General features: G+C 65.4%; 24 protein-coding genes and 1 pseudogene. 14 read left to right on the top strand and 11 right to left on the bottom strand.

Annotated elements, in window-relative coordinates:
- Window positions 1-200 precede the first annotated feature (200 nt).
- Entirely contained in the window at window positions 201-1,088 is an 888-nt protein-coding gene (locus NWFMUON74_RS19400) for an IS3 family transposase (RefSeq protein ID WP_187683281.1), read from the bottom strand.
- A gap of 2 nt (window positions 1,089-1,090) precedes the next feature.
- Window positions 1,091-1,396, bottom strand: coding sequence for a transposase (locus NWFMUON74_RS19395; protein ID WP_187683280.1), 306 nt, complete (start codon window positions 1,394-1,396; stop codon window positions 1,091-1,093).
- A 113-nt stretch (window positions 1,397-1,509) separates the two neighbouring features.
- Between NWFMUON74_RS19395 and NWFMUON74_RS19390 the strand changes: the two genes are divergently transcribed.
- The 3 genes from NWFMUON74_RS19390 (at window position 1,510) to NWFMUON74_RS19380 (ending at window position 2,776) form a co-directional block, all read left to right on the top strand.
- On the top strand, window positions 1,510-1,836 hold the full coding sequence (locus NWFMUON74_RS19390) for a transposase (RefSeq protein ID WP_187683279.1): 327 nt from the start codon (window positions 1,510-1,512) through the stop codon (window positions 1,834-1,836).
- A gap of 178 nt (window positions 1,837-2,014) precedes the next feature.
- Window positions 2,015-2,281: a hypothetical protein gene (locus NWFMUON74_RS19385; protein WP_187683278.1), complete on the top strand. Its 267-nt coding sequence runs from the start codon at window positions 2,015-2,017 to the stop codon at window positions 2,279-2,281.
- A 162-nt stretch (window positions 2,282-2,443) separates the two neighbouring features.
- The gene (locus NWFMUON74_RS19380) at window positions 2,444-2,776 is read left to right on the top strand and encodes an integrase core domain-containing protein (protein ID WP_187683277.1); all 333 of its coding nucleotides are present in this window, start codon (window positions 2,444-2,446) and stop codon (window positions 2,774-2,776) included.
- Between the two features lie 66 nt (window positions 2,777-2,842).
- On the opposite strand, the gene NWFMUON74_RS19375 is transcribed toward NWFMUON74_RS19380, so the two are convergent.
- A complete protein-coding gene (locus tag NWFMUON74_RS19375; protein WP_232111188.1) occupies window positions 2,843-3,517 on the bottom strand; it encodes a dienelactone hydrolase family protein in 675 nt (224 codons plus the stop codon).
- 85 nt (window positions 3,518-3,602) lie between these two features.
- On the opposite strand from NWFMUON74_RS19375, the gene NWFMUON74_RS19370 reads away from it, so the two are divergent.
- From NWFMUON74_RS19370 to NWFMUON74_RS36595, 3 genes are all read left to right on the top strand, one after another.
- Complete coding sequence (locus tag NWFMUON74_RS19370; RefSeq protein ID WP_187683276.1) at window positions 3,603-4,013, top strand: VOC family protein; 411 nt, start codon at window positions 3,603-3,605, stop codon at window positions 4,011-4,013.
- Between the two features lie 767 nt (window positions 4,014-4,780).
- Window positions 4,781-5,767 (top strand): hypothetical protein, encoded by a 987-nt coding sequence (locus NWFMUON74_RS19365; protein ID WP_187683275.1) that lies wholly within the window; start codon window positions 4,781-4,783, stop codon window positions 5,765-5,767.
- A 595-nt stretch (window positions 5,768-6,362) separates the two neighbouring features.
- Window positions 6,363-6,497: an NUDIX hydrolase gene (locus tag NWFMUON74_RS36595; protein ID WP_269475283.1), complete on the top strand. Its 135-nt coding sequence runs from the start codon at window positions 6,363-6,365 to the stop codon at window positions 6,495-6,497.
- A 91-nt stretch (window positions 6,498-6,588) separates the two neighbouring features.
- Here NWFMUON74_RS36595 and NWFMUON74_RS19355 read toward each other — a convergent pair whose 3' ends face one another.
- Window positions 6,589-7,902 carry a hypothetical protein gene (locus NWFMUON74_RS19355; RefSeq protein ID WP_187683274.1) on the bottom strand — a complete coding sequence of 438 codons (1,314 nt, stop codon included), beginning with the start codon at window positions 7,900-7,902 and terminating at the stop codon, window positions 6,589-6,591.
- Window positions 7,903-8,009: 107 nt separating this feature from the next.
- On the opposite strand from NWFMUON74_RS19355, the gene NWFMUON74_RS36180 reads away from it, so the two are divergent.
- Window positions 8,010-8,432: a hypothetical protein gene (locus NWFMUON74_RS36180; RefSeq protein ID WP_187683273.1), complete on the top strand. Its 423-nt coding sequence runs from the start codon at window positions 8,010-8,012 to the stop codon at window positions 8,430-8,432.
- Window positions 8,433-8,538: 106 nt separating this feature from the next.
- Here the strand turns inward: NWFMUON74_RS36180 and NWFMUON74_RS36175 are convergent.
- A pseudogene (locus NWFMUON74_RS36175) lies at window positions 8,539-8,977 on the bottom strand (IS5 family transposase); the annotation flags it as partial.
- 240 nt (window positions 8,978-9,217) lie between these two features.
- Here NWFMUON74_RS36175 and NWFMUON74_RS19340 point away from each other — a divergent pair.
- On the top strand, window positions 9,218-10,252 hold the full coding sequence (locus tag NWFMUON74_RS19340; RefSeq protein ID WP_187683272.1) for a hypothetical protein: 1,035 nt from the start codon (window positions 9,218-9,220) through the stop codon (window positions 10,250-10,252).
- 312 nt (window positions 10,253-10,564) lie between these two features.
- Here the strand turns inward: NWFMUON74_RS19340 and NWFMUON74_RS19335 are convergent, their stop codons facing one another.
- Complete coding sequence (locus NWFMUON74_RS19335; protein ID WP_187683271.1) at window positions 10,565-11,947, bottom strand: MFS transporter; 1,383 nt, start codon at window positions 11,945-11,947, stop codon at window positions 10,565-10,567.
- 91 nt (window positions 11,948-12,038) lie between these two features.
- Here NWFMUON74_RS19335 and NWFMUON74_RS19330 point away from each other — a divergent pair, with 91 nt between their 5' ends.
- Together NWFMUON74_RS19330 and NWFMUON74_RS19325 are read left to right on the top strand one after the other, a co-directional pair.
- Window positions 12,039-12,623, top strand: a complete 585-nt coding sequence (locus tag NWFMUON74_RS19330; protein WP_187683270.1) for a TetR/AcrR family transcriptional regulator — start codon at window positions 12,039-12,041, stop codon at window positions 12,621-12,623.
- A 235-nt stretch (window positions 12,624-12,858) separates the two neighbouring features.
- Window positions 12,859-14,880, top strand: a complete 2,022-nt coding sequence (locus NWFMUON74_RS19325) for a polyprenyl synthetase family protein (RefSeq protein WP_187683269.1) — start codon at window positions 12,859-12,861, stop codon at window positions 14,878-14,880.
- A 53-nt stretch (window positions 14,881-14,933) separates the two neighbouring features.
- Here NWFMUON74_RS19325 and NWFMUON74_RS19320 read toward each other — a convergent pair whose 3' ends face one another.
- The 4 genes from NWFMUON74_RS19320 to NWFMUON74_RS19305 form a co-directional block, all read right to left on the bottom strand.
- The gene (locus NWFMUON74_RS19320; RefSeq protein WP_187683268.1) at window positions 14,934-15,737 is read right to left on the bottom strand and encodes an ABC transporter permease; all 804 of its coding nucleotides are present in this window, start codon (window positions 15,735-15,737) and stop codon (window positions 14,934-14,936) included.
- Window positions 15,730-16,338, bottom strand: a complete 609-nt coding sequence (locus tag NWFMUON74_RS19315; protein WP_187689274.1) for an ABC transporter ATP-binding protein — start codon at window positions 16,336-16,338, stop codon at window positions 15,730-15,732. Before NWFMUON74_RS19315 ends, NWFMUON74_RS19320 begins: the two co-directional genes overlap by 8 nt.
- A gap of 352 nt (window positions 16,339-16,690) precedes the next feature.
- Window positions 16,691-17,527 (bottom strand): SDR family oxidoreductase, encoded by an 837-nt coding sequence (locus tag NWFMUON74_RS19310; RefSeq protein WP_232110445.1) that lies wholly within the window; start codon window positions 17,525-17,527, stop codon window positions 16,691-16,693.
- Window positions 17,528-17,888: 361 nt separating this feature from the next.
- Window positions 17,889-18,164 (bottom strand): CAP domain-containing protein, encoded by a 276-nt coding sequence (locus tag NWFMUON74_RS19305; protein WP_187683267.1) that lies wholly within the window; start codon window positions 18,162-18,164, stop codon window positions 17,889-17,891.
- Window positions 18,165-19,122: 958 nt separating this feature from the next.
- Here NWFMUON74_RS19305 and NWFMUON74_RS19300 point away from each other — a divergent pair.
- Window positions 19,123-22,269, top strand: coding sequence for a hypothetical protein (locus tag NWFMUON74_RS19300; protein WP_187683266.1), 3,147 nt, complete (start codon window positions 19,123-19,125; stop codon window positions 22,267-22,269).
- A gap of 64 nt (window positions 22,270-22,333) precedes the next feature.
- Here the strand turns inward: NWFMUON74_RS19300 and NWFMUON74_RS19295 are convergent, their stop codons facing one another.
- Window positions 22,334-22,957, bottom strand: coding sequence for a TetR/AcrR family transcriptional regulator (locus NWFMUON74_RS19295; protein ID WP_187683265.1), 624 nt, complete (start codon window positions 22,955-22,957; stop codon window positions 22,334-22,336).
- 132 nt (window positions 22,958-23,089) lie between these two features.
- Between NWFMUON74_RS19295 and NWFMUON74_RS19290 the strand changes: the two genes are divergently transcribed.
- The 3 genes from NWFMUON74_RS19290 to NWFMUON74_RS19280 all read left to right on the top strand — a co-directional run bounded on the left by NWFMUON74_RS19290 (window position 23,090) and on the right by NWFMUON74_RS19280 (window position 25,359).
- Entirely contained in the window at window positions 23,090-24,049 is a 960-nt protein-coding gene (locus tag NWFMUON74_RS19290; protein ID WP_187683264.1) for a quinone oxidoreductase family protein, read from the top strand.
- A 334-nt stretch (window positions 24,050-24,383) separates the two neighbouring features.
- Window positions 24,384-24,578, top strand: coding sequence for a hypothetical protein (locus NWFMUON74_RS19285; protein WP_187683263.1), 195 nt, complete (start codon window positions 24,384-24,386; stop codon window positions 24,576-24,578).
- A gap of 202 nt (window positions 24,579-24,780) precedes the next feature.
- A complete protein-coding gene (locus tag NWFMUON74_RS19280; RefSeq protein WP_187683262.1) occupies window positions 24,781-25,359 on the top strand; it encodes a GNAT family N-acetyltransferase in 579 nt (192 codons plus the stop codon).
- Window positions 25,360-25,456: the final 97 nt, after the last annotated feature.

Here is a 25,456-nt window from a genome sequence, read left to right as displayed (position 1 = left end):
TCGTCATGGATCCGTGCCCTTGGTCAGTGACGTTTCAGGACATCCTCGTGACATCACCCTCGCCAGGGCGCACAGAACTCCGGGGCAGCGCAATAGCCGAACCTCCTACGTCGGCACGACGACTGCAAAACCGTGTGCCTCGGCGGCAGCGATGAGGTTCTTGTCGTAGGTGAGGTTCCCCCGCCGAGCCGGAGAGCGGATTATCTGGTTCCGGCCAGAACCCGTTGATGGTAGCTGGCTTCGTACTCGTCGGGTGATCGCCAATCCAGCTTCTTCTGGATGCGCTGGGTGTTGTACCAGCCGTCGATGTAGGAGAACAAGGCGTTCTCCGCGTCTTCCCTTGTGCGCCAGGAGTTCCGGTACACCAGCTCGGTCTTCAGTGTGGAGAAGAAGTTCTCCATGAGCGCATTGTCGTAGCTGTCTCCGACCGACCCCATCGACTGGGCTATTCCGTTGTCGGCCAACCTGTTTGCGAACCGAATGGCTGTGTAGGTCGAGCCGCGATCGGAATGATGGACCAGTTGTCCGTCACGCACATCCCGCACCCACACCGCGTATTCCAGGGCCCCGAGTACCAGCTCGGTGTCGCAGCGGTCGGAGCATTTCCAGCCCACGATCCGGTTGGAGAACGCGTCCCGGACCGCCGCCAGCCAGAACACGCCCTCGCCGGTCGGGATCCGCGTCGCATCCGCCACCCGCAACCGGTCCGGGGTGTCCGCGGTGAAGTCACGGTTGACCAGATCCGGTGCCGGCGTGGCGCGGCGGTCCTGCCGCGTCGAGGGAATACGCCATTTCTTACGCAGGAACGCGCCCTGCAGCCCCGCCCGCCGCATCAGCCGCTCGACTCGTTTGCGGCCGACCGCGATACCGCGGCGGCGCAGCATCGCGTGCACTCGCGGCGATCCGTAGGTGCCGCCGGAGCTGGTGTGGATATCGACGATCTCAGCCAGCAATTGTTCGTCGGCCAGCCGCCGCCGCGAGGGGTTCTTGGCCTGGGCCAGCCATCCATAGAACGTCGACGACGCGATGCCCAGCACCCGCAATACGAGCTCGACCGAGTGCTGCGGGTGATCTTTCACGAACCGCACGATCACCTCCGGGTCTGGCCGGGCTCCGACGCGAAATACGCACTCGCATCACGCAATACGGCGTTCACGCGTTCGAGTTCGGCGACCCGCTTGCGTAGTTGCTTGTTCTCTTCGGCCATGTCGGTCGTCGGCCGATCGCTACGCTCGCCGGCGTCCGCTTCGGCCTGGCGGATCCAGTTCCGCAGAGCCTCGTGATGCACCCCCAGCTGCGCGGCCAGCTTCCGGATCGTCGGCTTGGGATCCGCATCCCGATACAACCTGACCGCCCGAGCCCTCAACTCGTCCGGATACTTCTTCGGTGCTGCCACTGATGAACTCCTTCCGGCCCCTATCGGACCACGTCAGAGCTCTCCGTGAAAGCGGGGGAACCTCACCGAGCACATCGAGCCAGGAAGAGCCGGTCTGTGGCGAGGTCACGACGGTGAAGATTCCGGTCGAGGACAAGGTGCGCGTGGTGCTGTCGGTCTTGTCCGGGGAGATGAGCGCTGCGGAGGCCGCGCGACGGCGCGGGGTGAGCACGGCATCGGTAGGTAAGTGGAAGCAGGTGTTCCTGGAGGCCCGGACCAAGGCCTTGGATGAGATCCCCTCCGGCCCGGCCGGCGCGCAGGGGACGCCGGAGCAGCGGCGGCTGCGTATGGAGAACGAGCAGCTGAAGCTGGCGCTGGCCGAGGTGACGGTGCAGCTGCGGGTGTGGCAGCACGGTGCCGCTTTGGTGGATCAGGTCCCTTCGCTGACCTCGAAGCTCTGAGAGCGGCAGAGGGACTGCCGGTTTCGAGGTTCGTTCGACTGACCGGAATTCCGGAACGCACCTATCGGCGACGGCTGGCCCGGCTGCGCGAGGGTGACCCACCGTATGGTCCGTGGCCGTCGCCGAAGATTGATCGATTCGAACCGATCGCGGCAAAGTACGCCGAGGAGTGGCCGGCGTGGGGGCACCGCAAGATCGCCGCGTTGATGCGTGCCGGCGGCTACGGGTCTCCACCTCCACCGTGCAGCGGGCCCTGCGGCGTCGTGGGCTATTGCTGCCGCAGGGGTATCGGGCCGACCGCAAGTCGTGGGCGATGCTGCGGCGCAAGGTATTCCACGATCCGCCAACCGATCGGAATCGAGTGTGGCAGACCGACTTCAGTGAATTCGAAACCAGCGGTGGTGGCATCTGGCGGATCTGCGCGGTGATCGACTACGCCACCTAATACTGCCTGGCTATCACCGTGACCCCGACCGCCCGCGGCGCCGACGCACTGGCGTGCCTGCGGCTCGCGGTCACTGAGGCCGAACGAATCCTCGGTCTCGAAGACCTTCGCACCGATCGCGGACTGGCCGAGGTCATCGGTCCGGCCGGGGAAGTACTCGATATGGCACCGGCGCCGATTGCGGTGGTGTCGGACAACGGCCCCTGCTTCCGCGGAGAGGTCTTCAAGACCGCGTTCGACGGGCCGGATCCGCTGCTGCGGCATGTCCGCACCAGAGTCCGGTCACCCCAGGCGAACGGTGTGATCGAGAGGTTTTTCGGCACCTTGAAATACGAGCACCTGTTCCGCGGCGTCATCGCCGACGGCGACGCCCTGGACATGGAGATCCATCGATTCCGGGTCATTTACAACACGATCAGGCCGCACCAGGCGATCGACGACCGAGTACCTGGCACGGCCTTCGCTGATCGTGACCAGGGGATAAGCACTCGATAAGCGGCTACTGTCGTTTCGCCCGGCTGCTCTCGGTGCGGGATCTGACCATCGGTTAGAAGGAAAGCGTCAGAGTGACGTGCGTTGACGAGCTCGGTCGAGGAGGCTGTCGATGGATTGCCAGGTGCGGTGGGTGGCGTCGGGGTCGTGGTCGGGCAGGCTGGAGTCGGTGTAGAAATGGCCGGCGCCGGGGTAGGAATGCAGTGTGGCCTGGGCGCCGGCACGAGCCGCGCTCGTCTGGTAGGCGGCCAGTTGGTCGGGTGGGGCGAATCGGTCGCCAGCGGCGACGTGGGCCTGTACTGGTGTGCCGCTGGGGATGCCCTCGGGAACAGTGGTGGTCGCGTGGAGGAGGAACACGCCGGCGGCTGCGAGCCGGTCGGGCCACAGGTCGCCGATGACGCCGACCCCCATCGAGAATCCGCCGAGAACGGTGTTGGCGGGCAGATCGCGTACGGCGGCGCGGGCCCTGGTCATGATCGTGTCCCAGCCGATGCGTTCCATGAGCGCGAAACCGTCCTCGAGCGCATGCACCAAACCATGATCGCCCACGACTGCACCGGCGAACAGGTCTGGCGTGGAGACCCGGTGACCGCGGCCGCGTAGACGCTCGGCAGCGGCCAACTCGACCGGTCGCAAGCCGAACATCGAATGAAACAGGACCACTGTGAGTGGTTCACGCGCACTAGCATTCATCAGACCGTTTCTACCCCGCGGGACGACGCCGCCGCCTCGAGAATGCACCATCCGCGTCACCTGGTCGGTGATGAGAACCGCCGCTGACGACGATCTCGATGGCGCCAGCTGACCGCCACGATGCGAAGGAACACTTATGGCCGGGTTGCTGAATTACGCGCATGCCATCACCAAACTACCTGCTCAGGACCTCGATCGAGCACGACGGTTTTACCGTGAGGTTCTTGGGCTCGACGCTGTCGAGGAACGCGAGGGCGGATTGCGCTACGTGTGCGGGACGACGGAGTTCCACCTGTTCCTGTCATCCGGGACGGCATCAGGAACCGCGACACAGATCGGCTTCGAAGTCTCTGACCTCGACAAGGTCATGGCCGAACTCCGGGAACGCGGACTGCGCTTCGAAACAGTCGATGTCCCCGGCTTCATGGTCGACGGCGATACCGTGACCGTCCCCAGCAACTACCCCAGCAAGGGCAACGGCGAGCGCGGCGCGTTCTTCCGCGACAGTGAAGGCAACCTACTCGCTCTCGGACAGGCGACCGGCTGACCGATGAGCAGGTTCCCGCATCCGCTCCAACGGGGTCTGCCGTATCAATCCTTTGCACCCACAGCATCAGCAGGCATCTCCTGATCGGCAACCGAACGCTTTCAGGTGATCTCCCAAGCCGTGCCATCAACCAAATGACCAGCAAGACCCTGCCAGGATCTTGACTCGAGACGCATTGACCGTTGCGATCTGGCCATCGCGGGTCCTCTTCCTGATCTCTTGCTCGGAGCGTGAACCGAGCAACCTGCTGAGAAGGCTGACGCGCTGGGGTATGTCCACACTCGGTTACGCACGGTGGAGCGGCGAGGTCATCGAAACTCAGTTCGGCACAGTCGAACTCACGCACACGGTCAGGGTCCCCCACTGACCTTCATGGCCGTCGGATCACAACAGAAGCAACCGACCATCGGACCGGTGGAGGCAGGTGTGGGCGGGTTCGTGCCCACAGGTTCGTAAGACCACTTCCCATCCCTTCTGGATGGTGGGGCACTGTCTGTTCTTGACCTGCTGGAGGAGTTTGTAGAGCGACGTCGCCGGGTTGGGCCGGGCGCTCGGTGGTCTCGAATATTCTGCATCGGGCGGTTCCCTCGAGTCCTGCGGCCACCAACGGATTCTCGACCAAGATCAATGGCATGCCCGCACTGGAATGAACGGTGAATACAGCGGATGACAGGATCATGATACGACAAACCTGGTGGTATCGAATATGTGACGTTCCCGTAATCGCAAAATAGAGTAAGCGGCGCAGAAATCGCTACGCTGCAACGATGCCGAGTCGTCGCGCGTTCTATTTCGTCACCAGTGTCGTCTGCCTGCTCATCTCGGCTGGCCTCTATGCCTCCGCAACTGCCAACTACCCGCCGCCGTGGAATAACCCTCGAGCCGAGGCTCCGTTGCCCTCACGCAGCTCGGCACTTCGCGTGCTCACCAATGAGCCCGGCGCCGAGGTCAAAATACGAGTTCGGTTCAACCTGTTTCGAGCTGAGACGATGACCGGATTCACCGAGATCACATTTCTCAATGTGCGCGACCGAGTAAATTTTCGATGGGCGCTCATCGGTACAGGAAGCATGCGGTTTCGTGCTCGAATGATCCCTGTGACCAACGGCAATCCGCAGGCAACGTTCGATGCGCTACCGGATTTCCAAGACGCATATGTCGATACAGCACCGACCAGCTGGACGCCGGCGGACATTCGAGATTGCCCGAGAGACGCAGAACTCAACAAGAAGATCGGACTCAAAGACCTGGGGGCGGTTTCGGCTATATTTGGAGGACTCGGGCAGGCTCGGTTGGTCGCGAGCAATGGGTGGGATTCGACCGTCGCTGACGGGGTAACCATACAACTGATATTCCCCGAGGTCGTGCCGGAGACCACGCTGATCGCATCGACTTGGAGAACCGGCAGAATAGGTGATCAGGCGATCGATTTTTCCACAGGAACTCTGAACTTCCACAGGTCCGAATGTTTATCCGTCTACGGCCAGGAGCTGAGATCGACAGACAAAAAGCCGAGCATTACCGCCACGCTGTACAGCAAAGAAGCCTCGAAACAGATCGCCATCGCCGATCCACCCTCCAATTCGAACGTACACGGCGATTGGAGCCGCAGCGAGCCGTTCACCATCATGGCACGGTTCGAGGACCAGAAATGGAAATCGATCCGCGACGCCATGATCTTCCTGGCCGGCGTCATAGGCGGGCTATTCGCAGGATTGCTCGTAGCAGGCTTCCAGGCACGAGAGGGAGACTGACACCCCGTCTCCGTCCAACTCCGCGTGCACACCGAGAAGCGAACACCAATGAAACCAATACACCTGCGGTGTCCGCTACCGCGGTGTGGGCAACCAACTGATCACCGGATAGAGAGCGCCCGGGGACGTCCGTGAGCCTACTAGGCCGGCTGCTCGGTGAGGCAGTTCCGACGGGGAGTAGTCGACTCTATGGCCGGACAGTCCGGGACTCGCTACGCATTGTTGTCGTTTCGCCCGTGAGTCGCTCGACCTTCGGCAGGTCGGATCATGCCTGATGCGGCGGTGCCAGTGCAGCAGCTGGGATGGCCGTCATTCGTTCGGGTCTGCCGGTTTTCGTTGTCCGGGTGGTCGGCGCGCGGAGTCGCGACATGCTTCGCTGGTGCGGTGTCGGGTGGTCGGGCGGCATGGTCTTTCTCGCGGCCACCGACCGGGAAGCCTATGAAGAGGTCGGGGTGATCATCGATCCGGTTGACCTACGTGTTGTTCATGCCGCTGATGTCGTCGAGTCGGGACCTGAACCGCGGCTCGGAGTTTCCTTCATGCCGTCCGCTGGGCTGTTGAACCGGCCAACCTCGAGCCGGAGAAGTGTTCTGCGGTGCAATGGTTTTCGCTCGACGAGGTGTCGGAGTTGGATGTGATCGAGTATCCGGCGATCGGCATCCGCGCATTCCTGGCTGGGGCGTTCGCCTCGTTCAGTGAACATGGATGGCGGCTCCCGATTCGGGTGTGACTGGGCGTTCGGATTCCGGGTCGGCACGGTCGGTGGGGTATGCGATCCTGCTCATCGTCGCCGCGGTCATCATGTGGGGCAGCGGGGCCCGCTACGCATCTCCTTGAATCTCCGCGCCGCGCGAAGCGCGTGTCGACGCCGGAACGTTTTCCGCACCGGTGTGCGCGGCCCGGGCACCGACGGACTGTATCCAGGGAACCGTCGACCGGAGCCGGGCCGGGGGAGTGGCGGCGGCGTCGCCCACCACCGGCTCCTGCTGTGTCTCGGCCTCGTCCACGGTGGTCGCCTTGCCCGCCGATTCGGCGGCCGCGGTTCTCCGTCTGGCTTTTCTGCGGTTGCGGAATGCCGCGTCGAGCATGTGGGGAGCCGCCGATTGCGATCGGCCGCCGGTGAACTCGTTTTCTACCGTCGACCACGGGGTCCGTGTCGGTTCCGTCTCTGCTGCCTTATACGTCTGGTCGGTGAGCGCGGCTTGCTCTCGACCGTGTTCCTGCGAGACCGCTCGACTGTCGTCGGAATTCGACGCGGTAGTCGATGGCGTCGCCGTCGCAGCGATGTATTCGGAGTCCCGGGTCGGCGAGCCGGGCTCTGTGGGCTGGTCGACAGGTGCGCCGACGGCCCCGTCGGCAGGACGGCCGGGGTCTACCTGCGGCCTTGTCGATTCGCCGGGTTCTCCGGGCTCGACGCCCGGTCCGGCTTTCGGCGGTGCGGTACCGGCGACCAGTGGTTTCGAAAGGTGTGGTGGTTCCGCTTGCTCCGTGGTGTCCGCAGGCGGAGCTGGCGCGACGGGTGCGGTTGGCCCGGCGGCAGGTGTTGCCGGAGAGGTCGTCGAGCGAGCCATCGGCTGGGGAGGTCGCGTCAGGTCCTCCACTCGCCGAATCAGCCCGCCTACCTCCCCGGCGTGGCGGTGCTGTTTCTTCGTGATATCCCGGACTATTCGATCGACGGTGTCGAGCCCGCTGTCGACATACTGGAGAATGTGCTGGTTCTCGTCCCGCCCGATCGGGGCCGTGTGCGCATTGTCGTTTATTCTGCGAATAGCGGCAATCAGCTCCGACCGCCCATTGTTCACGGCGGCGGAAGTTCGCCGTACCGCGTCGGCTATCTGCGCATCGGCTCTCTGGAGATCGGTGAACCACTGCCCGAGCTTCTCCAGCGACTTCTTGTAATCCGCTATCGCGGAGCCCGAAAGCCTCGGATCGATATCCGTATTCGCCTCGATCTGACCGACCGCTGGTGTCTGCGGCGGCCCGGAGGCCGCTTCCGACCCGAAATTATCCCAATTCCCCCGCAGCGTACGCGGCAGTTCACGATGGAATTTCTCGATATCCGGAGAGAACCGATACTCCGCGGGATAGCCCGGTGCGTATTGGTCCGGCATGAAGACGTCGGGCATCTCCGTCATCGAGCACCTCCTTGCCTCGCGCAGCCGACCGATCGCGTACCTGACCGGCGGAAATGATAGCATCTCGGGGAAACACCGAGCATCCGAACCGAGGTAGTCGAGTCACTGTGGACGCCGAAACGAAGAATCTACTCATAGGCCACGCCGCCACCCTGGTCCTGCCTGCCGTAGGCCAGATCTTCGGCCCGGCGGGCGGCGCGATCGGCGGCCTTATCGGTGGCGCTGTCGCCGGTGTGCTGCGAAATGACACCGGCTGGGCACTGGTCGGAGACATCGCCGGTGGCGCGATCGGCGGCGGATTGGGTGGCTGGTTCGGAAAGTCGCTCGGCAAATATGGTGCCCTCGACTCGGCCGCAGGCCTGGAATTCGGAAAAGGCTGGTACAAGTTCGCCGAACTGACCAGCGCCGGTGTGGGTGGCGCTCTCAGCTCGATCGGAAGGGACATCGCGGGAATAATCCACTCCGAGGTGACAGGCCCCAGCATCCCCGCATCGCTACCCACGGTCAACCTGGGCAAGGGCGACACCTGAAGAACCGAGACATAAATCGACCGTCTAAGACCGTGTCTCATGTCGCTGATTTCGCGCGTTTCTTGTAGCAGGTCAGTGTTGCAGCGAGGGTGAGGGAGCCGAGGTAATTGGTGTTCGCCGCCGAGATACCCACGGACAGAGGGATTCCCGCACGCTCGGCGAGCACATGGATCTTCGACCCGCTCCTGCCGCGGTCGACCGGGCTCGGCCCGGTCATAAAATTCCCTTTTCGCTCGCACCGACGCCGTGTCCATCACCGCACGCGACCAGTCGATCAAGCCTCGGCTGCCCAGCTCGTCGAGAACGGCACGGTGTAACCGGCGCCAGATACCGGCTTCGGTCCACACGCTGAACCGGCGGTGCGCCGTCGGCACCGTCAGCCCGAACGACGGCGGCAGCATCCGCCACGCGCAGCCGATGGTCAGCACGAACACCACCGCCGCGAACACCGCCCGCTCATCGCTCGGCGCGGTGCCACCGCCCTGCGGACGCGGTGTGAACACAGGCAGCAGTGGCTCGGCCAAAGCCCACAACTGGTCCGGCACAAGACGTTCGACAACTCGGCGGCCACAAACCGGACATCATGCAGCACAAGCGGATCCGACGCAGCGGAACCGAATCACAACACGTAAGACGTGGTCCAAGCCGGGAACACCTGCGGCCCGTCGATGAGCGGTTCCCGTGTTTGGGAACGTGGTTCGGCGGTCTCGATATGTTTCCATGTCGGCGGATCCGCTGCTGCTCGTTCGAATTCGCGGCGGACGGAGCGGTGGCGCGAGGAGTCGATGATGGTCCGTGGCGACGTGCATTTGTGCGGCAGTGTTCCGTTGGCGGACACCGAAGCGGTGTTCACCGCGGCGGCGCGGCGGCTGGGTCCGTGGTTGGCGCGCATTCCCGACGGGGAGGTCGGCGAGCGCGACAACTTCACGGTCTGGCAGTTGCCGCGCATGGCCGCCCACCCGGATCTGGAGATGGCGCCGCCGCCGAGTCCGGAATATGGGCCCAGCGCGCGGGTGCGGCCGCGGCCGGGCATCGATGCGGCCACGATCGATTTCGGCCCGCTCGGTTACGCGGAGGCCGCACTCGACTCCTGGCAGGTCTTCCGCAGGCTGCGCGAGGGCGGGACCATCGACGCGGACGTCCGGTTCCAGGTGTGCCTGCCGTCGCCGATCTCGGTGGTCGGGGCGTTCGTCGGAGACCCCCAGAATGTGCTCGAAAGTCGTTACGAGACCGCGGTGCTCGCCGAGCTCGACCGGATCGTGGCCGGGATCCCGGCTGCGGACCTGGCGGTGCAGTGGGATTGCCCGGTCGAGTTCGCCATTTTCGAGGGGATATTCCCCTCCTGGTTCGGCGACGACTATCCCGAGCAGCTCGCGCAGGTCGTCGAACGCCTGGTCCGGCTCGGTGACGCGGTACCCGAGGGCGTCGAACTGGGATACCACCTGTGCTACGGCGATTTCGGGCATCAGCATTTCGCGGAGCCGGCCGACACCGGCCGCATGGTCGCGGTCACCGCCGGAATACTGGATTCGCTGACGCGGCGGGTCGACTGGGTGCACATGCCGGTTCCGCGGGCGAGAGCCGACCGCGCCTATTTCGAGCCCTTGTCGAAGCTCCGGCTGCCCGAGCAGACCCGGCTCTATCTGGGGTTGGTGCATGCGACCGACGGGCACGCGGGCGCGCAGCGGCGGATTGCGGCGGCGCGCGGTGTGATCGACACCTTCGGAATCGCCACCGAATGCGGCCTGGGACGCCGTCCGGCCGAGCAGATCTCGAGTCTGCTGGACCTGCACGCCGCGGTGGCCGCCGACCTGGGCTGAGGACGCCACGGTCAGCCCGGAGCCGGGCTGGTGCCGGAGGGAAGATCGTTACTCCACCGATTCCATGGACGCCCATACCCACGTGCGGGCCCGTGGCCCTGCAAGGCGGCCAGCACGGTCGTCGCGGCCTGCTCGGGTAGGTGTTTGCTGGGGCGTGCATTCATCGGAGAGCGTGTAGGTAGCCTATATCCCTCGGGGCAATGGGCCGGCAACGGGCGTTTGTGAGATCTGTGTTGCCCAGAATCGGTCATCTGGCTGCGGTCGCTCAGTGTTCACGCAAACCTGTTGCAGCCGTGCGGTTTCTCGCCCGACTCAGGCCGAGCGTCCCGGTGTGAGCACTCCGGCGGCGACGGCGGCGGCCGCCGCGGCCGATGCGGCGACCACGAACCCGTCGCTGAACCCGGACGAGGTGTTCGCGACCAAGCCTGCCGCCGCCACGCTGGAGACGACCGCGGCGCCGAGTGACGCGCCGAACTCGTGGAAGGTGCTGACGATGCCGGAGGCGATACCCGACTCGTGCGGCGCGACCTGCCCCAGCGCCGTCGCCGAGGCGACCACGAACAGGGCGCCGGTTCCGGCCGCGGCGACGGTCACGCCGATCACCACGGTCACGGTGTCGAGCGAGACGGTGGGCACCGCCATGCCGAGCGCGGCGACGAGCAGCCCGGCCACTGCCAGGGCACGTGCGCCGAACCGGGCGAGCGCCCGGCCGGTGAGGTTCGCGCCGACCATGGTCGACAGGGCGACGGGTAGGAACAGCAACCCGGTCCGCAGCGGGCCGTAGCTCAATACCTGTTGGAAATAGAAGGTGCCCAAGAAGAACACCGCGATCATCAGCGCTGTCGCCATCGCGACGAGGAAGGCCCCGGTGGCCACCGGCCGGCGCACCAGCAGTCGCACATCCATCAGCGGCGACGCCACCGTCCGCTGCCGGACCACGAAAGCCAGGTAGCCGAGAATACCGAGTAACACGGGCAATCCGGTGTCCACGGTCAGCCACCCACGGTCGCCTGCCGAAATCAGTGCGTAGATCACCGCACCTGTCGAGGCGGTCACCAGCAGCGCGCCGAGCACATCCAGGCGGGGCCGGGGGACCGCCGCGGCCCGGAGTGGCAACAGCACCGTGAGCGCCACCAGGATCACGAGGCCGATCGGGACATTGACATGGAATACCCACGGCCACCCTGGGCCTGCGGTGAGAAGGCCACCCAGCAGCACACCCAACGCCGCACCGCCACCGCCGAGCGCCGACCACACGCCCAGCGCCCGGTTCCGCTCGTCACCGCTGAACAGCGACACCACCAGCGACAGAGCCGCCGGTGACAGCATCGCCGCCCCGACGCCCTGTGCGACGCGGCCCGCCAGCAGCACCTCGGCGCTCCCGCTGAGCCCGGTGACCAGCGACGCCGTCGTGAAGAGCCCCAGCCCGGCGAGCACCACGCGTTTGGCCCCGATCAGATCCGCGATACGGCCGCCGAGCAGCATCAGGCCGCCGAACGCCAGCGTGTAGGCGCTCACCGTCCAGGTCACCGCCGCGCGGCTGAGGCCGAGGTCGGTTTCCATGTGCGGCAGGGCGATTGCCACGACGGTGACGTCCAGGATCAGCATCAGTTGGGCGATGCCGAGGAAGCCGAGGATGCGCCACCGCTGGGGGTGTGCCGCCTCCGACGTCCGTTCGAACTCTTGCTGTGTCATCGGATACTCCCGGGAGCTAATTCGTACTTGCGCGTACGACATGCAACTCCGACGGTAACACGTACATTCCAGTACGAGCTAGAGTGGTGCCATGCCGACCACCGAGGAGCGCCCGCGCCGCCGGGCCGATGCCGAACGCAGCATCGCCCGCATCGTCGCCGCGGCGCGCACCACCTGGAGCAGCAATCCGCAGGCCAGCATCGACGACATCGTCAAGGCCGCCGGGGTCGGCAGGATGACGCTGTACGGGCACTTCCCGAACCGGGCCGAGCTGGTGGAGGCGGCGCTGGTGGCGGCGCTGCGCGACGGCGAGGAGGTGTTGTCCGCCGTGGATCTGGACGGTGATGCGCGCGCGGCGATGGATCGCCTGCTCGCGGTGAGCTGGTCGCTGGTCGCCGAATCGGCGGCCCTGCTCACAGCGGCCCAGGAAAGCCTGTCCGCCGAGCGGATCCGCGAGCTGCACGGCGGCGCCGCCAACCGCGTCGAGAATCTCATCCGCCGCGGCCGCCGTCAGGGCGTGTTCCGCACCGACCTCTCGATTACCTGGATGGTCGGCATGGTGCACTACATCCTGCAGGGGGCGGCCGAGGAGGTTCGGACCGGGCGCATCTCGCAGAAGCAGGCGGCCGGAGCGGTTACGGCGACGGTGCAGTCGATCCTGCGTGCCGGCTCGTGAACGCGGAGCACTACTACTCCCGACAATCGCCACGCCGACCGGCGTTGGCCTGAAACCGAAGCCGGTCCTCTACTCGTGGCGAATCAGTCCGTTGTGGATGAGGGGTTTGTCGGCCGATCACTTGGGCCGAACCGGTCAAACCTTCGTTCCGCCAACATTTTTCGCGGTGAGGTGATGAAATGCTCTTGATCGACGGGGTTGTGGATGAGCGATGTACGAGACCAGGAGCGCGTGTATGCCCAGTGAAATCGATTCCGCTGTCTTCCCGCACCTGGCGGCGGATCTGGAGCGGGTTCTCGAGGTTCTCGAACCGATCCGGTTCCCGGGCAGGCCGGAGCTGACCGCACTCACCGGCGGCGGACCCGAGACGTCTCGCCGTCTGGTCCGGCCCACGTTGACCTTGCTTTCGTATTACTTACTCGCCGATCCGGCGGCACCGGCCGACGACCGGGCGGTGCGCGCCGCGGCTGCGGTGGAGTTGCTGCATCTGGGTTCGCTCTACCACGACGATGTCATCGATCATGCTTATGAGCGCCGAGGCCGTCCGAGCACCAATGCGGTGTGGGGCTCGCACATGGCTGTCCTGGTCGGAGATTCGGTGACCATGGAGGGTGCGTACCTACTGGCCGAACTCGGCAAGCGCGAAGCTCTCGCGGGAACGAACGCGGGCAAGCGGATGTGCGCGGGCATGGTGATCGAGGCCGCCGACCTCTATAACGCCGAGCGCAGCGAGCAGTCCTACCTGGACTCGATCGAGGGCAAAACCGCCGCGATCCTCTCGCTGGCCTGCCGAATCGGCGCGATGCAAGCCGGCCGTGACGAGCGGCACGAACAGGCGCTGGCGGAATTCGGTCGCAACTTCGGACTGGCCTACCAGCTGTATGACGACATCCTGGATTTGACTGCGACCGCCGAAGAAATGGGCAAGACCGTCAACGCCGATCTGCCCCAAGGTATCTACACACTGCCCGTGATCCGCGCCGCCGCCCGCGACCGCGGTCTTGCCGGGCTGATCCAGGGCAGAATGACGAGCGAGCAGGCCATCCGCGCCCGCGAGCTCGTCGTCGCCTCCGATGCTGTGGCCGAAGCACAAGCGGTGGCCGACGGATTCATCGACGAGGCCGTTGCGCAGCTCGCCGACCTGTCCGCCGACCCACGCGCCCGACACGCGATGACCGCCTACGCCCGGTCGATACTCGACCGCCGACCTGCCAGAACCGCAGACTCGCGGTCCTCGACACAGCCACCCCGGCCTCGTGGTGACGGGCTTGCGCCGCCTGTCATGGCATGGGTGCGAAATTGGTTGGTGGACACCGGTCTTGCCGCCTCCGAGGCCGAGTTGCGCCACCGCCGGTGGGTCGGAGCATTCGCCCTGATGGCAGCGGTGGCACCGGCAGTTGTTTCCACGGATGTGGCCCATGAACAGACCGCGGTCGCCCTCGGCATGCTCTGCCTGCTGTGGGACGATCTTTTCGAGGATCCACAGTTGACGGATCCGCAAGCCATCGCGGCGCTGCGCCGTGGCCTGGTCGCGACACTGCGCCAAGATCCCGACAACCCATGGCGGCACGGCGCGCTCCAAACGGCTTGGGCGAGTTTGTGGCCGCGACTGCGGGCGGGCCGGACCAGCCGCTGGCAGGCCGCGTTCCTCGACGACTTGGAGCGATGGTACGAAGCAGCCGAACGCGAAGCGAATCATCGCCTCGACGGCTACATCCCCTCCACGGCTGACTATCTGGCGCTGCGGAGGTCGACCAGTGGGTTCGACACAGCTATCGCGATATTGGAGGTGCACCACGACCATGAGGTACCGCCCAGGTTGCGCCGCCACCCCGTGATCCGCCGGCTGGAGGAGCTCGCCTTCTTCGTGGCCTTCGTGGAGAACGACCTGGTGGGAATCGAGCAGGATGAGGCTGACGGAGTGCCCTACAACCTGATCCGGGCCATCCGGCACGAAACGGGATGCACTCGCGACGAGGCCGTCGAGCAGGTGCGCCGCCAGCTCGCCGAGCACCGCGCCCAGCTCGACGCGGTGCTCCGCTACCTCCCCGCACTGCTGCGCATGCTTCCCGGTATGGCCGACCTCAGGAGGAAGTATGTCGCGATCTACGAAAGCATGACGAGCATGGCGCTGTCGGTGCCGCAGAGCGATCGGCACACCCAAGTCCCCGATACCGAGGCGCCGGAACCGGATTTGGAACGCCTCCGCCGGGACGTCTACCACCTGGCTGTCGACCCGGCTCACACAGTGCCGTAGTCGTCGAGGCGGTGTCCGGCCCGATCACCACGATGATCTGGCCGGACACCGGTTCAATGCTCGCCCGCCCGTTCGGGCACACCGATCAGCGTCGTGGCGGTGAGAGCCGAACGGGTCCGCAGATGGAACGCGACCAGCCCGACCAGCACGCTCGCGGTGAACCAAGCCAGTTGGAGAGCCAGACCCGCGAAAAGTGTCGTGTCGGAGAAACCGGCCGCGGTCGAAGTCTGCATGGCTCCGTAGGAAGGCAGCAAGCGCACGAAATCGCTGTCGGCTCCGATGCTGGCGACCGGGTTCTGCACGACCATGTCGAAGCAGCTGATCATCGCGATCGCGAACATGCCCTCCACCTCTCGGCGCAGCATGGTGCCGAGCGCGACACCGAGCGCCCCATAGGTCATCGCATCGCAGAACAGCGCCGCCGCGAGCACGATCGGCTGCCGCGGCGACCAAGAACTGCAGATGGACACGGTGGCATAGACGCTGACCGCCATCGAGGCCGTCACCAGACAGGCGACCTTCGCCGAACCCAAAGCGACCCTTGGGTATCCGGCCATACACAACCGCCGGTCGAATGCTCCACTGCTGAAGGTCGCCGCGAACGTCATGAACCCGATGATCAAACAGACCGCGGTCAGTGCACCCGAGATCTGGGCCAGCTCATTGCCGGCGGCATGCACGACCACACCGGTGCCGCGGAGCCGGAACGGTACCTGTGCGTCGGTGATGATCAGACCGGCCAGCGTCACGAAGACAGGGATGAACACGGCCACCAACAGCATGGCGAAGCGGTTACGGGCGTGCTCGATCAGGCCGTAGCGCGTAGCGACCAGGAAAAGCCGTACATTCTCACTCATCCGGACTTACCTTTCGGCCCTGTAGGACGCCGTCGCGTAACCGCCACACCTGATCGAACCGGCCGGTGTCGTAGGCCAGATGCGATACGACCAGCACCGACCCGCCATCGTCACGGAATTGCGCGACCAGCTCCCAGAAACGCAGATACGTCTCCCAATCGAAACCTTGATACGGCTCATCGAGCAGCAGAACCTGCGGATCATGCATCACCGCAAGGGTCAGGTTGAGCTTCTGTCGGGTGCCCCCGCTCAACGTCGCGACCCGCTCGCCGGCGTACTCGGAGAAACGCAGAATCTCCATCGTCTCTTCGGCCCGCCGCAGATCCGGAATCGCGTAGGCCGCGGCGAACAAGTCCAGGTGCTGCCGGACCGTGAACGCGTCGTTCAAAACAACCTGCTGCGGGCAATAGCCGAACCGCCTGCGATGGCGAACCACGCCCCGGTCCGGTCGCAGCTCTCCGGAGAGAACTTTCAACAGTGTCGACTTACCCGACCCGTTCTCACCGACGATGCCGACCAGCGCCCCCGTCGGCAGCACGAAATCGATGCCGCGCAATACTGACCGTCTGCCATACGAGTGGCGGACGTCCCGCACTTCCATCAGCACCCCTCACCAGCCGGTGTAGTTGCCCGACCACCACTCGAATGCTATCCAAACACCACGAAAACGCATGCTGGAACAGCGAATTCACGCGTCAGCACCTTGGGCGGCAGCCCTCACCGACGGGACTGCAGATAGTCACCGTGCGCCAACCGGCACGTCGAGAAGGGTTCGTGGAACCACAGCGCCCGGTGTTCTTGTCGGACAGTGATGCGGCCGTGAGCTGCGTCGGCCGTCCCGGCCACGCCCTCGGCACGGTACCGGTCGGCCCACGTGCGGGCAGTCCGGTACTGCGGAAGCGCACGGCCATCCCCGGCTCGGGAACCGCGGGCGAAGACGATCGGCAATGCATTCACGGCGCCCTGGGGCCCAGGAACAGGCCGCCGTTCACCTCGAGAGTCTGACCGGTGACCCACCGGCCGTCGTGGGAAGCGAGAAAGGCGACCGCGTCTGCGATGTCGGCCGCTCGGCCAACTCTGCCGAGAGCGGTCATCGCCGAAACGCCCGCCGCGGCCTCGTCGGATTCGTGCAGCCACGAATTCATGTCGGTATCGGTAATTCCGGGCGAGACGTTGTTCACCGTAATGCCGCGCTCCCCCAGGGTATTCGCCAGCGACCGGCCGAACACATTGAGCGCCCCCTTCGTCATCGAGTACACGATCTGTGGCGTGGCGAACCAGGTGACACCGGAGGAGATATTGATAATGCGACCACCGTCGCGCAGTAACGGCAGGGCCCGCTGAACCACGAAGAACGGCGCCCGCACGTTCAGCGCGAACTGCCGATCGAATTGTTCGACGGTAGCCTTCTCGATGGTGGCCTCGGGTACGGCGACGGCGGCGTTGTTCACCACGATGTCCAACGGCCGACCCTCGAGACCATTGAACAGCTGGTCCACGCCGTCGGTGGCCGTTAGGTCCGCACGTACCGGAAAAGCCTGCCCGCCTGCCTGTTCGACTGCGGCGACGGTTTCCTGCGCGGCGCGGTCATTGCTGCCGTAGTGGACAGCCACCAGCGCACCGTCTTCGCCGAGCCGCTGGGCGATGGCTCGGCCGATACCACGTGACGCCCCGGTGACGAGAGCGGTCTTTCCAGCCAGATCAGTCATTGATCCACACCTTAACCACCCCACCGAGATCTCGAATCGGCACAATTGCCAGTCGGAATAGCTCGAATCAGTCGAGAACACGCGTCAGCCGGGCCCGCCACCTCGTCTGATCGGACCACTGGATCCCCGAACGACGCCACGGTCCAGGCCGCCGCTATCCGTTGACGCCACAGGACCACCTTCCCAGTGGGACAGGTGATCCTGGCGGCGATATGCGAGCCGACTATGCGGGCCCGCGTGAACCAGCAAGACTCGGGCCAGCAGTACGGTCGCGAAAAGAACGGGACGTATTGACCGGCCTGTTGCATCGTGCGCGCACCGGCTGTGGGCAGTGGTTGCCGACCATCGACCCACGAAGATCTACATTGTGCCACTGCCGCCGACGCTGTTCCCGGAAATCGTCTCTGGTCGAATCCGGGTCGTATGGTGGAGTCGTCGGTGGTCAGCGCGGGCGGCCCACGTTCTCGGCGAATTGGCCCATCGTGTTGCCGGCGGGAGCATAGTTGACTACGACGTAGGCGGTGGAGCCGCTGCATGCGGCCCCAATTCCGATCTTTTTGCTGCCCTTCCAAACTACCTGGGTGGAGTGACCGATTTCGCTGAAGTCCGCCATGTTCGAATCGGGATCGTCGAAATTGTAGTCTTTGATCTCGTTGTACCAGGATTGGACGACCGACGCGTCACCGAGTTGGCGGGATGGGTCCGATGACCGGGACATGTGCAGGTTCTCGCAATGACGTCCGCACCAGTGGATCCGGACGGCCGGGTCCAGTAGGGTGACCGGCCTATCCCGTGGCGAGCCCAGGCCGCATAAACACAGTTTCCAATGCTGCGGGTGGTCACCGCAATACAATTTTGAATGCACAGGACGTCCCGAGTTCTGTGCGCTGTCGACAAGGGTCACGCGGGCCGTTGCATGAAATACCAGCCCTGTCCGTTGTAGTCGTCGAAAAAGCAGTTCAGTCCCACTTCCCACCCGCTTTTGGCTTGTATTTGACGAGCTTTATCGCAGTATGGTTGTGACGGGTACGGTCCAGCCGCAGTGAACGGCCCTGTGCCCGCATGTGCCGTACCTACACCCATGCACAGTGCCAGAGTGGCGATTCCGACAGCTGCAAAGTGCCTGGCGGTGTCCAAATTCTTCTCCTGCCGATATTTTCGTTCGCTGTATCACTCGTCACGAATTGCGCACTCACCCGCTTCCTCGAATGCAAGGGCACAGATTCGTTCGACGAATCGAATTTGCCGTAGCAGAGCAGTTGTCGCATCGGTAGACGGCCGGTATCGGGTAGGTACAACGTCAGGCTCCACAGGTTGTCCCGTGCAACGGTGAGTCGGACCGGAGGTGCCTACACGCGTACCCCCTGGGCCGTGGCCACACTCTCGAGCTGTCTCGGTTCTCCGCAATGTGCCGCAGAGTTCTGCAAGGCCCGTGACCTGGTGATCGAGGTGTGTTGCAGTGGGTCTCACTACCGGCATCACAGGGAATGGAGAGCGGCGATGACGGGGATGTGGAGCCAACTTGGGCAGACGGTTCGCAAGGCGATGGATGATTCAGCGGCGATGTGGCGGTTCGTAGTGTGCGTGATCGTGCTGACTGCGGCAGCGGTCGCAATCATCGTCGCGGCTGCGCCATAGCCACCCATGAAGGGAGTCGTTCGGTGATGATGGTTTCGATGACCAGCACCCGCATCGGTGGCGCCGACCGAGGAAACCGGCGGCTCGCTCGCGAACTCATTGCGTTGCGTCGCAGTGTGGACGCGGGAATCAGTGAGCTGGCCAAGGTGTCTGAAGGCGGTCTCGCAGATGAGCGCCTTTCGGAGAACACCGTCCGCAATATCGAGGACGGCAAGAACGTGTTCGAAGTATCAGTGTCGAAATATGTGCGGGCCTGTCGGCGCATCGCCGAGGCCAAGCACAAGCGCATCGACTCGAACCGGTTCGACGCCGGATACTGGCGGCGGTTGTGGCAAGACGGGGAGAAGGCGCCTTCGTTCGCGGAGTGGGTCACCGAGCACACGTCCACCGCGCGGCGGGGAGCCGAGACCGGGCGGGTTATGGGGATGCCACCTCGAGGGCAGGACCTCGCGGAGGTCGGCGACCCGTTCGGGGTCGGGGTCGATGTGCATCGGTCGATCACTGTTGATCCGGCGCGGGAGTGCGCCTTGTTGCCACCGTATGTCCGTCGCGGCCATGACGACGAGTTGGGGGAACGCGTCGAGGCCGCGCGATGTGGTCGCAGTGGCATGGCGGTGCTGGTAGCAGGATCCTCGACGGGTAAGACCCGAGCATTGTGGGAAGCGTTGGCGTCATTGCGGAATGACGGCGGATGGCGGTGGTGGCATCCGGATGAATCCGCAGACCCCGAGGCGATACAGGCGTTCGAGAGTGTGGGCCCGCGTACGGTGGTGTGGCTGAACGAAACTCAGAATTATCTCGGCCATCACGTCTCCGGCGACCCGCAGCGACTAGCGCGGCGGCTGCGGGAGTTGCTGGCGGACCCGCTACGGGCTCCGGTACTGGTATTGGGCACCCTCTGGGGCGACCATTGCCATACGCTGTGTCGCGATCACACCTCACAGGTGGCGAAGCTGCTCGCGAACAGCCTGATTCGGGTGCCCGAGAACTTCGCCGGCGAGGACTTGGCGGCGATGCGCGCGGCCGCTACCGATCCCCGGTTGAGCGAGGCATGTGAGCACGCCGAGGGCGGGCAGATTGCTCAGTACCTGGCCGGCGGACCGGAGCTGATCGCCCGTTACGAGTCCGCGACACCGGCGACGCGGGCGGTGATCGAGGTCGCGATGGACGCCGTGCGTCTGGGCCACCGAAACATCCTGCCTCACACGCTGTTACACGATGCGGCGGCCGCACGCATGAGCGACAGCTCCTGGGACGGGCTGGCAGAGAACTGGTTCGAACTCGTCCTGGCCGAGGTCGCCGAATCATGCAAGGGCGCACGCGGACCGATCACCCCGATCCGTGACCGCCCGTTACCCTCACGCACCGACCACACCGCCGCCCGGCGCGGCGAAACGGGCGCACCGGTTTATCAGCTCGCCGACTACCTCGATCAATACGGCCGCCGCGCACGTGCGAACACAATCCCGCCCATAGGGTTCTGGGAAGCCGCCGCCGTCCACTCCCGCCCCGACGACCAACACGCGCTCGCGCAAGCCGCTTGGGCGCGGGGCCTGTACCGCGACGCTGCCCAACTATGGAAAAACGCTGCCGCCCAGGGTCTCTCCACCGCTGCCGCCCTGCTCGTCACCCGCCTCCACACAGTGTTCCCCGACGACTCGCAGCCCGCCGATTGGGCTGCCGCGCACGCCGCCGTGAACGAGGCGGTCGCGGTGGCGAAGCTGCTGCGGGAACTGCGACAGCTCGGCGCCGCCGACCAGGCCCGGACACTGGCCGCGCGGGCCACCGCCCATGTCCCGCTCGACAACCCGGCTGCGGTAGCCGACCTGCTGCGGACGTTACGAACGCTCCGTGCGGACGGTCAGGTCCAGACACTGGTTGCCCGTGATCCCGCCGCCCTCGTCGCCCTCGACCATCCGGCCGCGGTGGCCGATCTGCTGCGGATGCTGCGAGAGCTCCGCACGGACGACCAAGTCCGGACACTGGCTGTGCGGGCAGCCACTCACGCTGCCCTCGACGACTCGTGGGCGGTGGCCAGGCTACTGCGGGAGCTGCAGAAATCCGGCGCGGACGACCAGGCTCGAGCACTGGCAGCACGAGCTGCCGCCCACGCCGTTCGCGGGGGCACGGCCGCGGTGGCCAGGCTGCTATGGGAACTGAGAAGGTCAGGTGTGGACGACCAAATCCACACACTGGCAGCATGGGCCGCCGCCAACACCGCCGACGGCGACGCGGGCGCGATAGCCAGCCTGTTACGGACGCTGCGAGAGTTGAGGGACCTCGGCACGAGCGACCAGGTCCAGGCACTGCTGTCCCGTAATCCCGCCGTCCACGTCACCCTCGACAAACCGCGGGCGGTAGCCGATCTGCTGCGGGAATTGCGAGCGCTGCGCGCGGACGACCAGATCCGGGCACTGTCAGCTCGCGATCCCGCCTCCCACGTCACCCTCGACGACGCGCGCGGGGTGGCCGCTCTGGTGGAGGAGCTGTGCGCGATCCGTGTGGACGACCAGGTCCAGGCCCTGGTCGCACGGGCAGCCCCATACACTGCCCATGACGACCCGGTCGTAGTGGCTTGGTTGCTTCGGGAGCTGCGGAAAAATGGCGCGAGCCAGCAGGTCCAGGCATTGCTCGCCCGCGATCCCGCCTCCCACGTCACCCTCGACAAACCGGAGGCGGTGGCCGATCTGCTGGCAGAGCTGCGAGACCTCGGCGCCGCCGACCAAGTCCGGACACTGGCTGTCCGGGCAGCCGCCTACGCCGCCCATGACAACCCGGTCGCGCTGGTCAAGCAACTGTGGGCACAGCCAGAGGCAGACCGCCGGCTCCAAGCGCTGGCCGCACGGGCGGCCCCGCACACTGCCCATGACGACCCGGTCGTGGTGGCTTGGTTGCTTCGGGAGCTGCGGAAAAATGGCGCGAGCCAGCAGGTCCAGGCATTGCTCGCCCGCGATCCCGCCTCCCACGTCACCCTCGACAAACCGCAGGCGGTGGCCGGCCTGCTGGCAGAGTTGCGGAAGCTCGGCGCGGACGACCAAGCGAACACGCTGTCCAATCGGCTCCCCGCGAGCGGCCTTTTCGATATCTTCCTCCACTCACGAACAGGTCGAGCAGATCAGTTCCGCTTCGGCCGAGAGCCAGACGGCGCTCGCGCCGAGCAATGGAGGTGGGGTGATCTGCAATAGGAAAGACACTCAGGGCTGACAGCGGAGACCATCGTCCGATTTGGTGCGGGCGTCATCGCGAAGCTCAGTGTTGGTCGTGGGAGGATAGGCCGAGCAGGGGCAGCCACACCGTATCCACGATCTCGACGATCGCCTCGTCCGGTACCGCTTCCATGGTCATCAGCATGTCGTGGCGCACCAGGTCGAACGGCAGGTTCATTACTCGTTCGGGTCGCGGTACATCCGTAAGTTCGCCGCGCTCGACGGCGCGGCCGACGAGTGTCGTGAAAGGGGATGTCCGGGTTTCGGGGCGGAGGCGGCTGCGCAGGTCGCTGAAGCTGGTGCCGGTCTCGCGGAAGTAGTCCGCGAGCTGGACGCGCAGGAGTATCACCGTGCGGGCCCGCTCGGCGTTGACCGCGCGCAGGAGGGTGAGGGCGTCCTGGCGCAGGCTGCCGGTGTCGGGAACGTCGAGTGGACGCCAGTGTCGGGCGAGCGTGGCGATGAGGAGGTCCTCGCGCCGCGTCCAGCGCCGGTAGAGCACTGGTTTGCTGGTTCCGGCGCGTGCTGCGATCGCCTCGTAGGTGAAGCCGTGGTAGCCCTGCTCGACGAGCACTGCCCAGGCGGCGTCGGTGATCGCGTTCTCCAGGGCGGTGCCCCTGCGCCGGGTGGGAGTGGCTTCCGAACGCCGCTCGCTCGCCGCTACCTCCATCTGTTCATCTCCGTAGTATCGCGCCATATCTTTAGATCCGCTTGCGTATCTTAACCTACGGCCCTACGCTGGGAGATAAGAAACAGAATCGTATCTTACCGGTGCCGTGCGCCAGAAAGGAAGTAAACGCGCATGTCGATGATCAACGCCGCGCTCGTCGAGTCATTCGACGAGCCGCCACACTTCCGTTCCATCCCTGCCCCCGAAGCCGGCCCCGGCCAGGAGGTCGTGGACGTTCTCGCCGTCGGCGTGCACCCCGCCACGCGCGGCATCGCCGCCGGCAAGCACTACACGAGTCCTACGAGGCTGCCCGCTCTGGCGGGTGCGGACGCCGTCGTCCGCCGGGCGGACGGCGGCCTCGGCTACGTCATGGTCATGGGCGCGGGCAGCCTGGCCGAGCGCATCGTCATCGATCCGGCCGCCGTCATCCCGGTGCCGGACGGAGCCGATCCCGCGCTCCTGGTCGCCACCATGAATCCTGCCCTGTCCTCTTGGGTCGCGCTGCGCACCCGCGTCCCGTTCCGGGCCGGTCAGTCGGTCCTGGTGCACGGCGCGACCGGCAACGCCGGCTCGATGGCCGTCAAGGTCGCCAAGCATCTCGGCGCGGGGCGGGTGGTCGCCGCCGGACGCAACCGCAGCCGCCTCGACGAACTCGCCGGCGAGGGCGCGGACGCCGTCGTTCAGCTCGTCCCCGACGAGGAGGCCACCGCGGCCGCGCTCGCTGAGGCCGCCGCCGAAGTCGACGTGGTCCTCGACTATGTGTGGGGGTCTCCCACCGAACTCGCCATGCGTGCCGTCCTCGGAGCGCGCACCCAGCACACCCGCCTGCTCGACTGGGTGCAGATCGGCGGCATGGGCGGAGACGCGATCACGTTATCCGGACATGCCCTGCGCTCCAACGCCTTCCGCATCCTGGGCAGCGGCTTCGGCGCAGTGGACACACAGATCATGCAGCGGGAGTTCTCCGAGCTCGTCGGTGCGATCGCCGCGGGCGGTATGACCGTGCGCCCGCAACCGTTCCCGCTCGACCAGGTCGAGGCGGCCTGGGCCCATCACGACGCACCCGGCGAGCGCACCGTCATCCTCCTGTGACACCCGCTGCGGCTGCCCCGCCTGAACGAGGGGTCATCGAGTGACTCGCCATCAATGTCTTCGGCCTACTCAGCGGGCGCAACAGAGCAAGTCCGGTAGTCGAAGTCGTCATCGACGGCGGAAACCAGCTGCACCAATAGAATCCCGGGCCACCGAGGTGGGTCTTGGTCACGTACCGATCCATGATGAGCCGCGGTCACGCGGCAGTCAGGGCACAAGGAGAGTTAACCGCGATTTATCACAACGCGCGTTGCTGCGGTTGCCGTACCTCTATCCTGGCGCGTGCGAGTTGCTGATGGTTTGTTGAATCTGTCGACGCTCCAAAGGGGTTCGTATGATGCCGGAATTCGAGACAGCTGACAACCCGGTGCCGATGGTGGCCGCTCGCGCAGCCCGCCTGGGGTATCGGCTCGCGCCCGTGGGCGGTGCGTGCCGCGAACCGGCCGTGTGGCATCTGCTCGACAAAACCGACGGAGCCCGCATCGTCACCGGTGATCTCGATGAGGTCAACGCCTGGCTCAGCACCTGAGCCGACATTCCTCCTACCCGGCGGTCATGGAGGTCATACATCCGGCAGCAGCGACAGGGCGGGCCGTTCGCGGCATACCGCAACACGACAGGCGGCGACGCTCCGGCGGAACGCGACCGTCCCGAGGTCGCGATCTCGACGGAAACCAGTTCAGCCGACCGGGCGCTACGCTCAGCGGCGTCGTACAGGACAGGAGTCATTCGTGAACAGTGACGACGCCGACCCGAACGGCCCGGACGTCCCGGCCGCAGCCGCGGTACTTGCCACCGCTTTCGCCGACGACCCGCTCATGACGTACTTCTGGCCCAACGCTGATCGACGCCGTAGGCACCTGCCGCACTTTTGGGCATGGCGCGTGAGATCACGGCACCGCGACGGCATCGTGGACGTAGCTCGTGACCACTCCAACCGCATGGTCGCCGTCGCTCTGTGGGAGACGCCCACCACAGCCTCGCCCCCGCTCGAGCCACGGACTCTCATCAAGACTCTCGGCACGGCCATACCTCGCGCACTGGCCGCAGCGGCACAGATGGGCAATGCCAGACCCGCCGAACCGCATTTCTACCTCGCGGCGATCGGAACTCTCCCTGCGGCCCGCGGGCAGAACCACGCTACGCAACTGATCAGAACACGGCTCGCCGACACCAACGACACCTGCTTCCTCATCGCCACTCACCCGAAGAACCGACCGTTCTACGAACACCTCGGCTTCGTGCAGAACCAGGAAATCAAAATCAAGAGAGGCCCTACCGTTTATCCCATGTCCCTTGACCCAGCCTGACGGGGCGACCATCACAACGGTCTGGATCCGAACCAAGCAGTCGGCACATGGACTCTGATGTCACGACCGGCGAGGTGGCCGGTACAGGCACGGCAGC

The sequence above is a fragment of the Nocardia wallacei genome (genome assembly GCF_014466955.1).
Lineage (GTDB): Bacteria > Actinomycetota > Actinomycetes > Mycobacteriales > Mycobacteriaceae > Nocardia > Nocardia wallacei.
The sequence above is the reverse complement of the archived record's forward strand: the minus strand, read 5'-3'. Positions and strand labels throughout refer to the sequence as shown.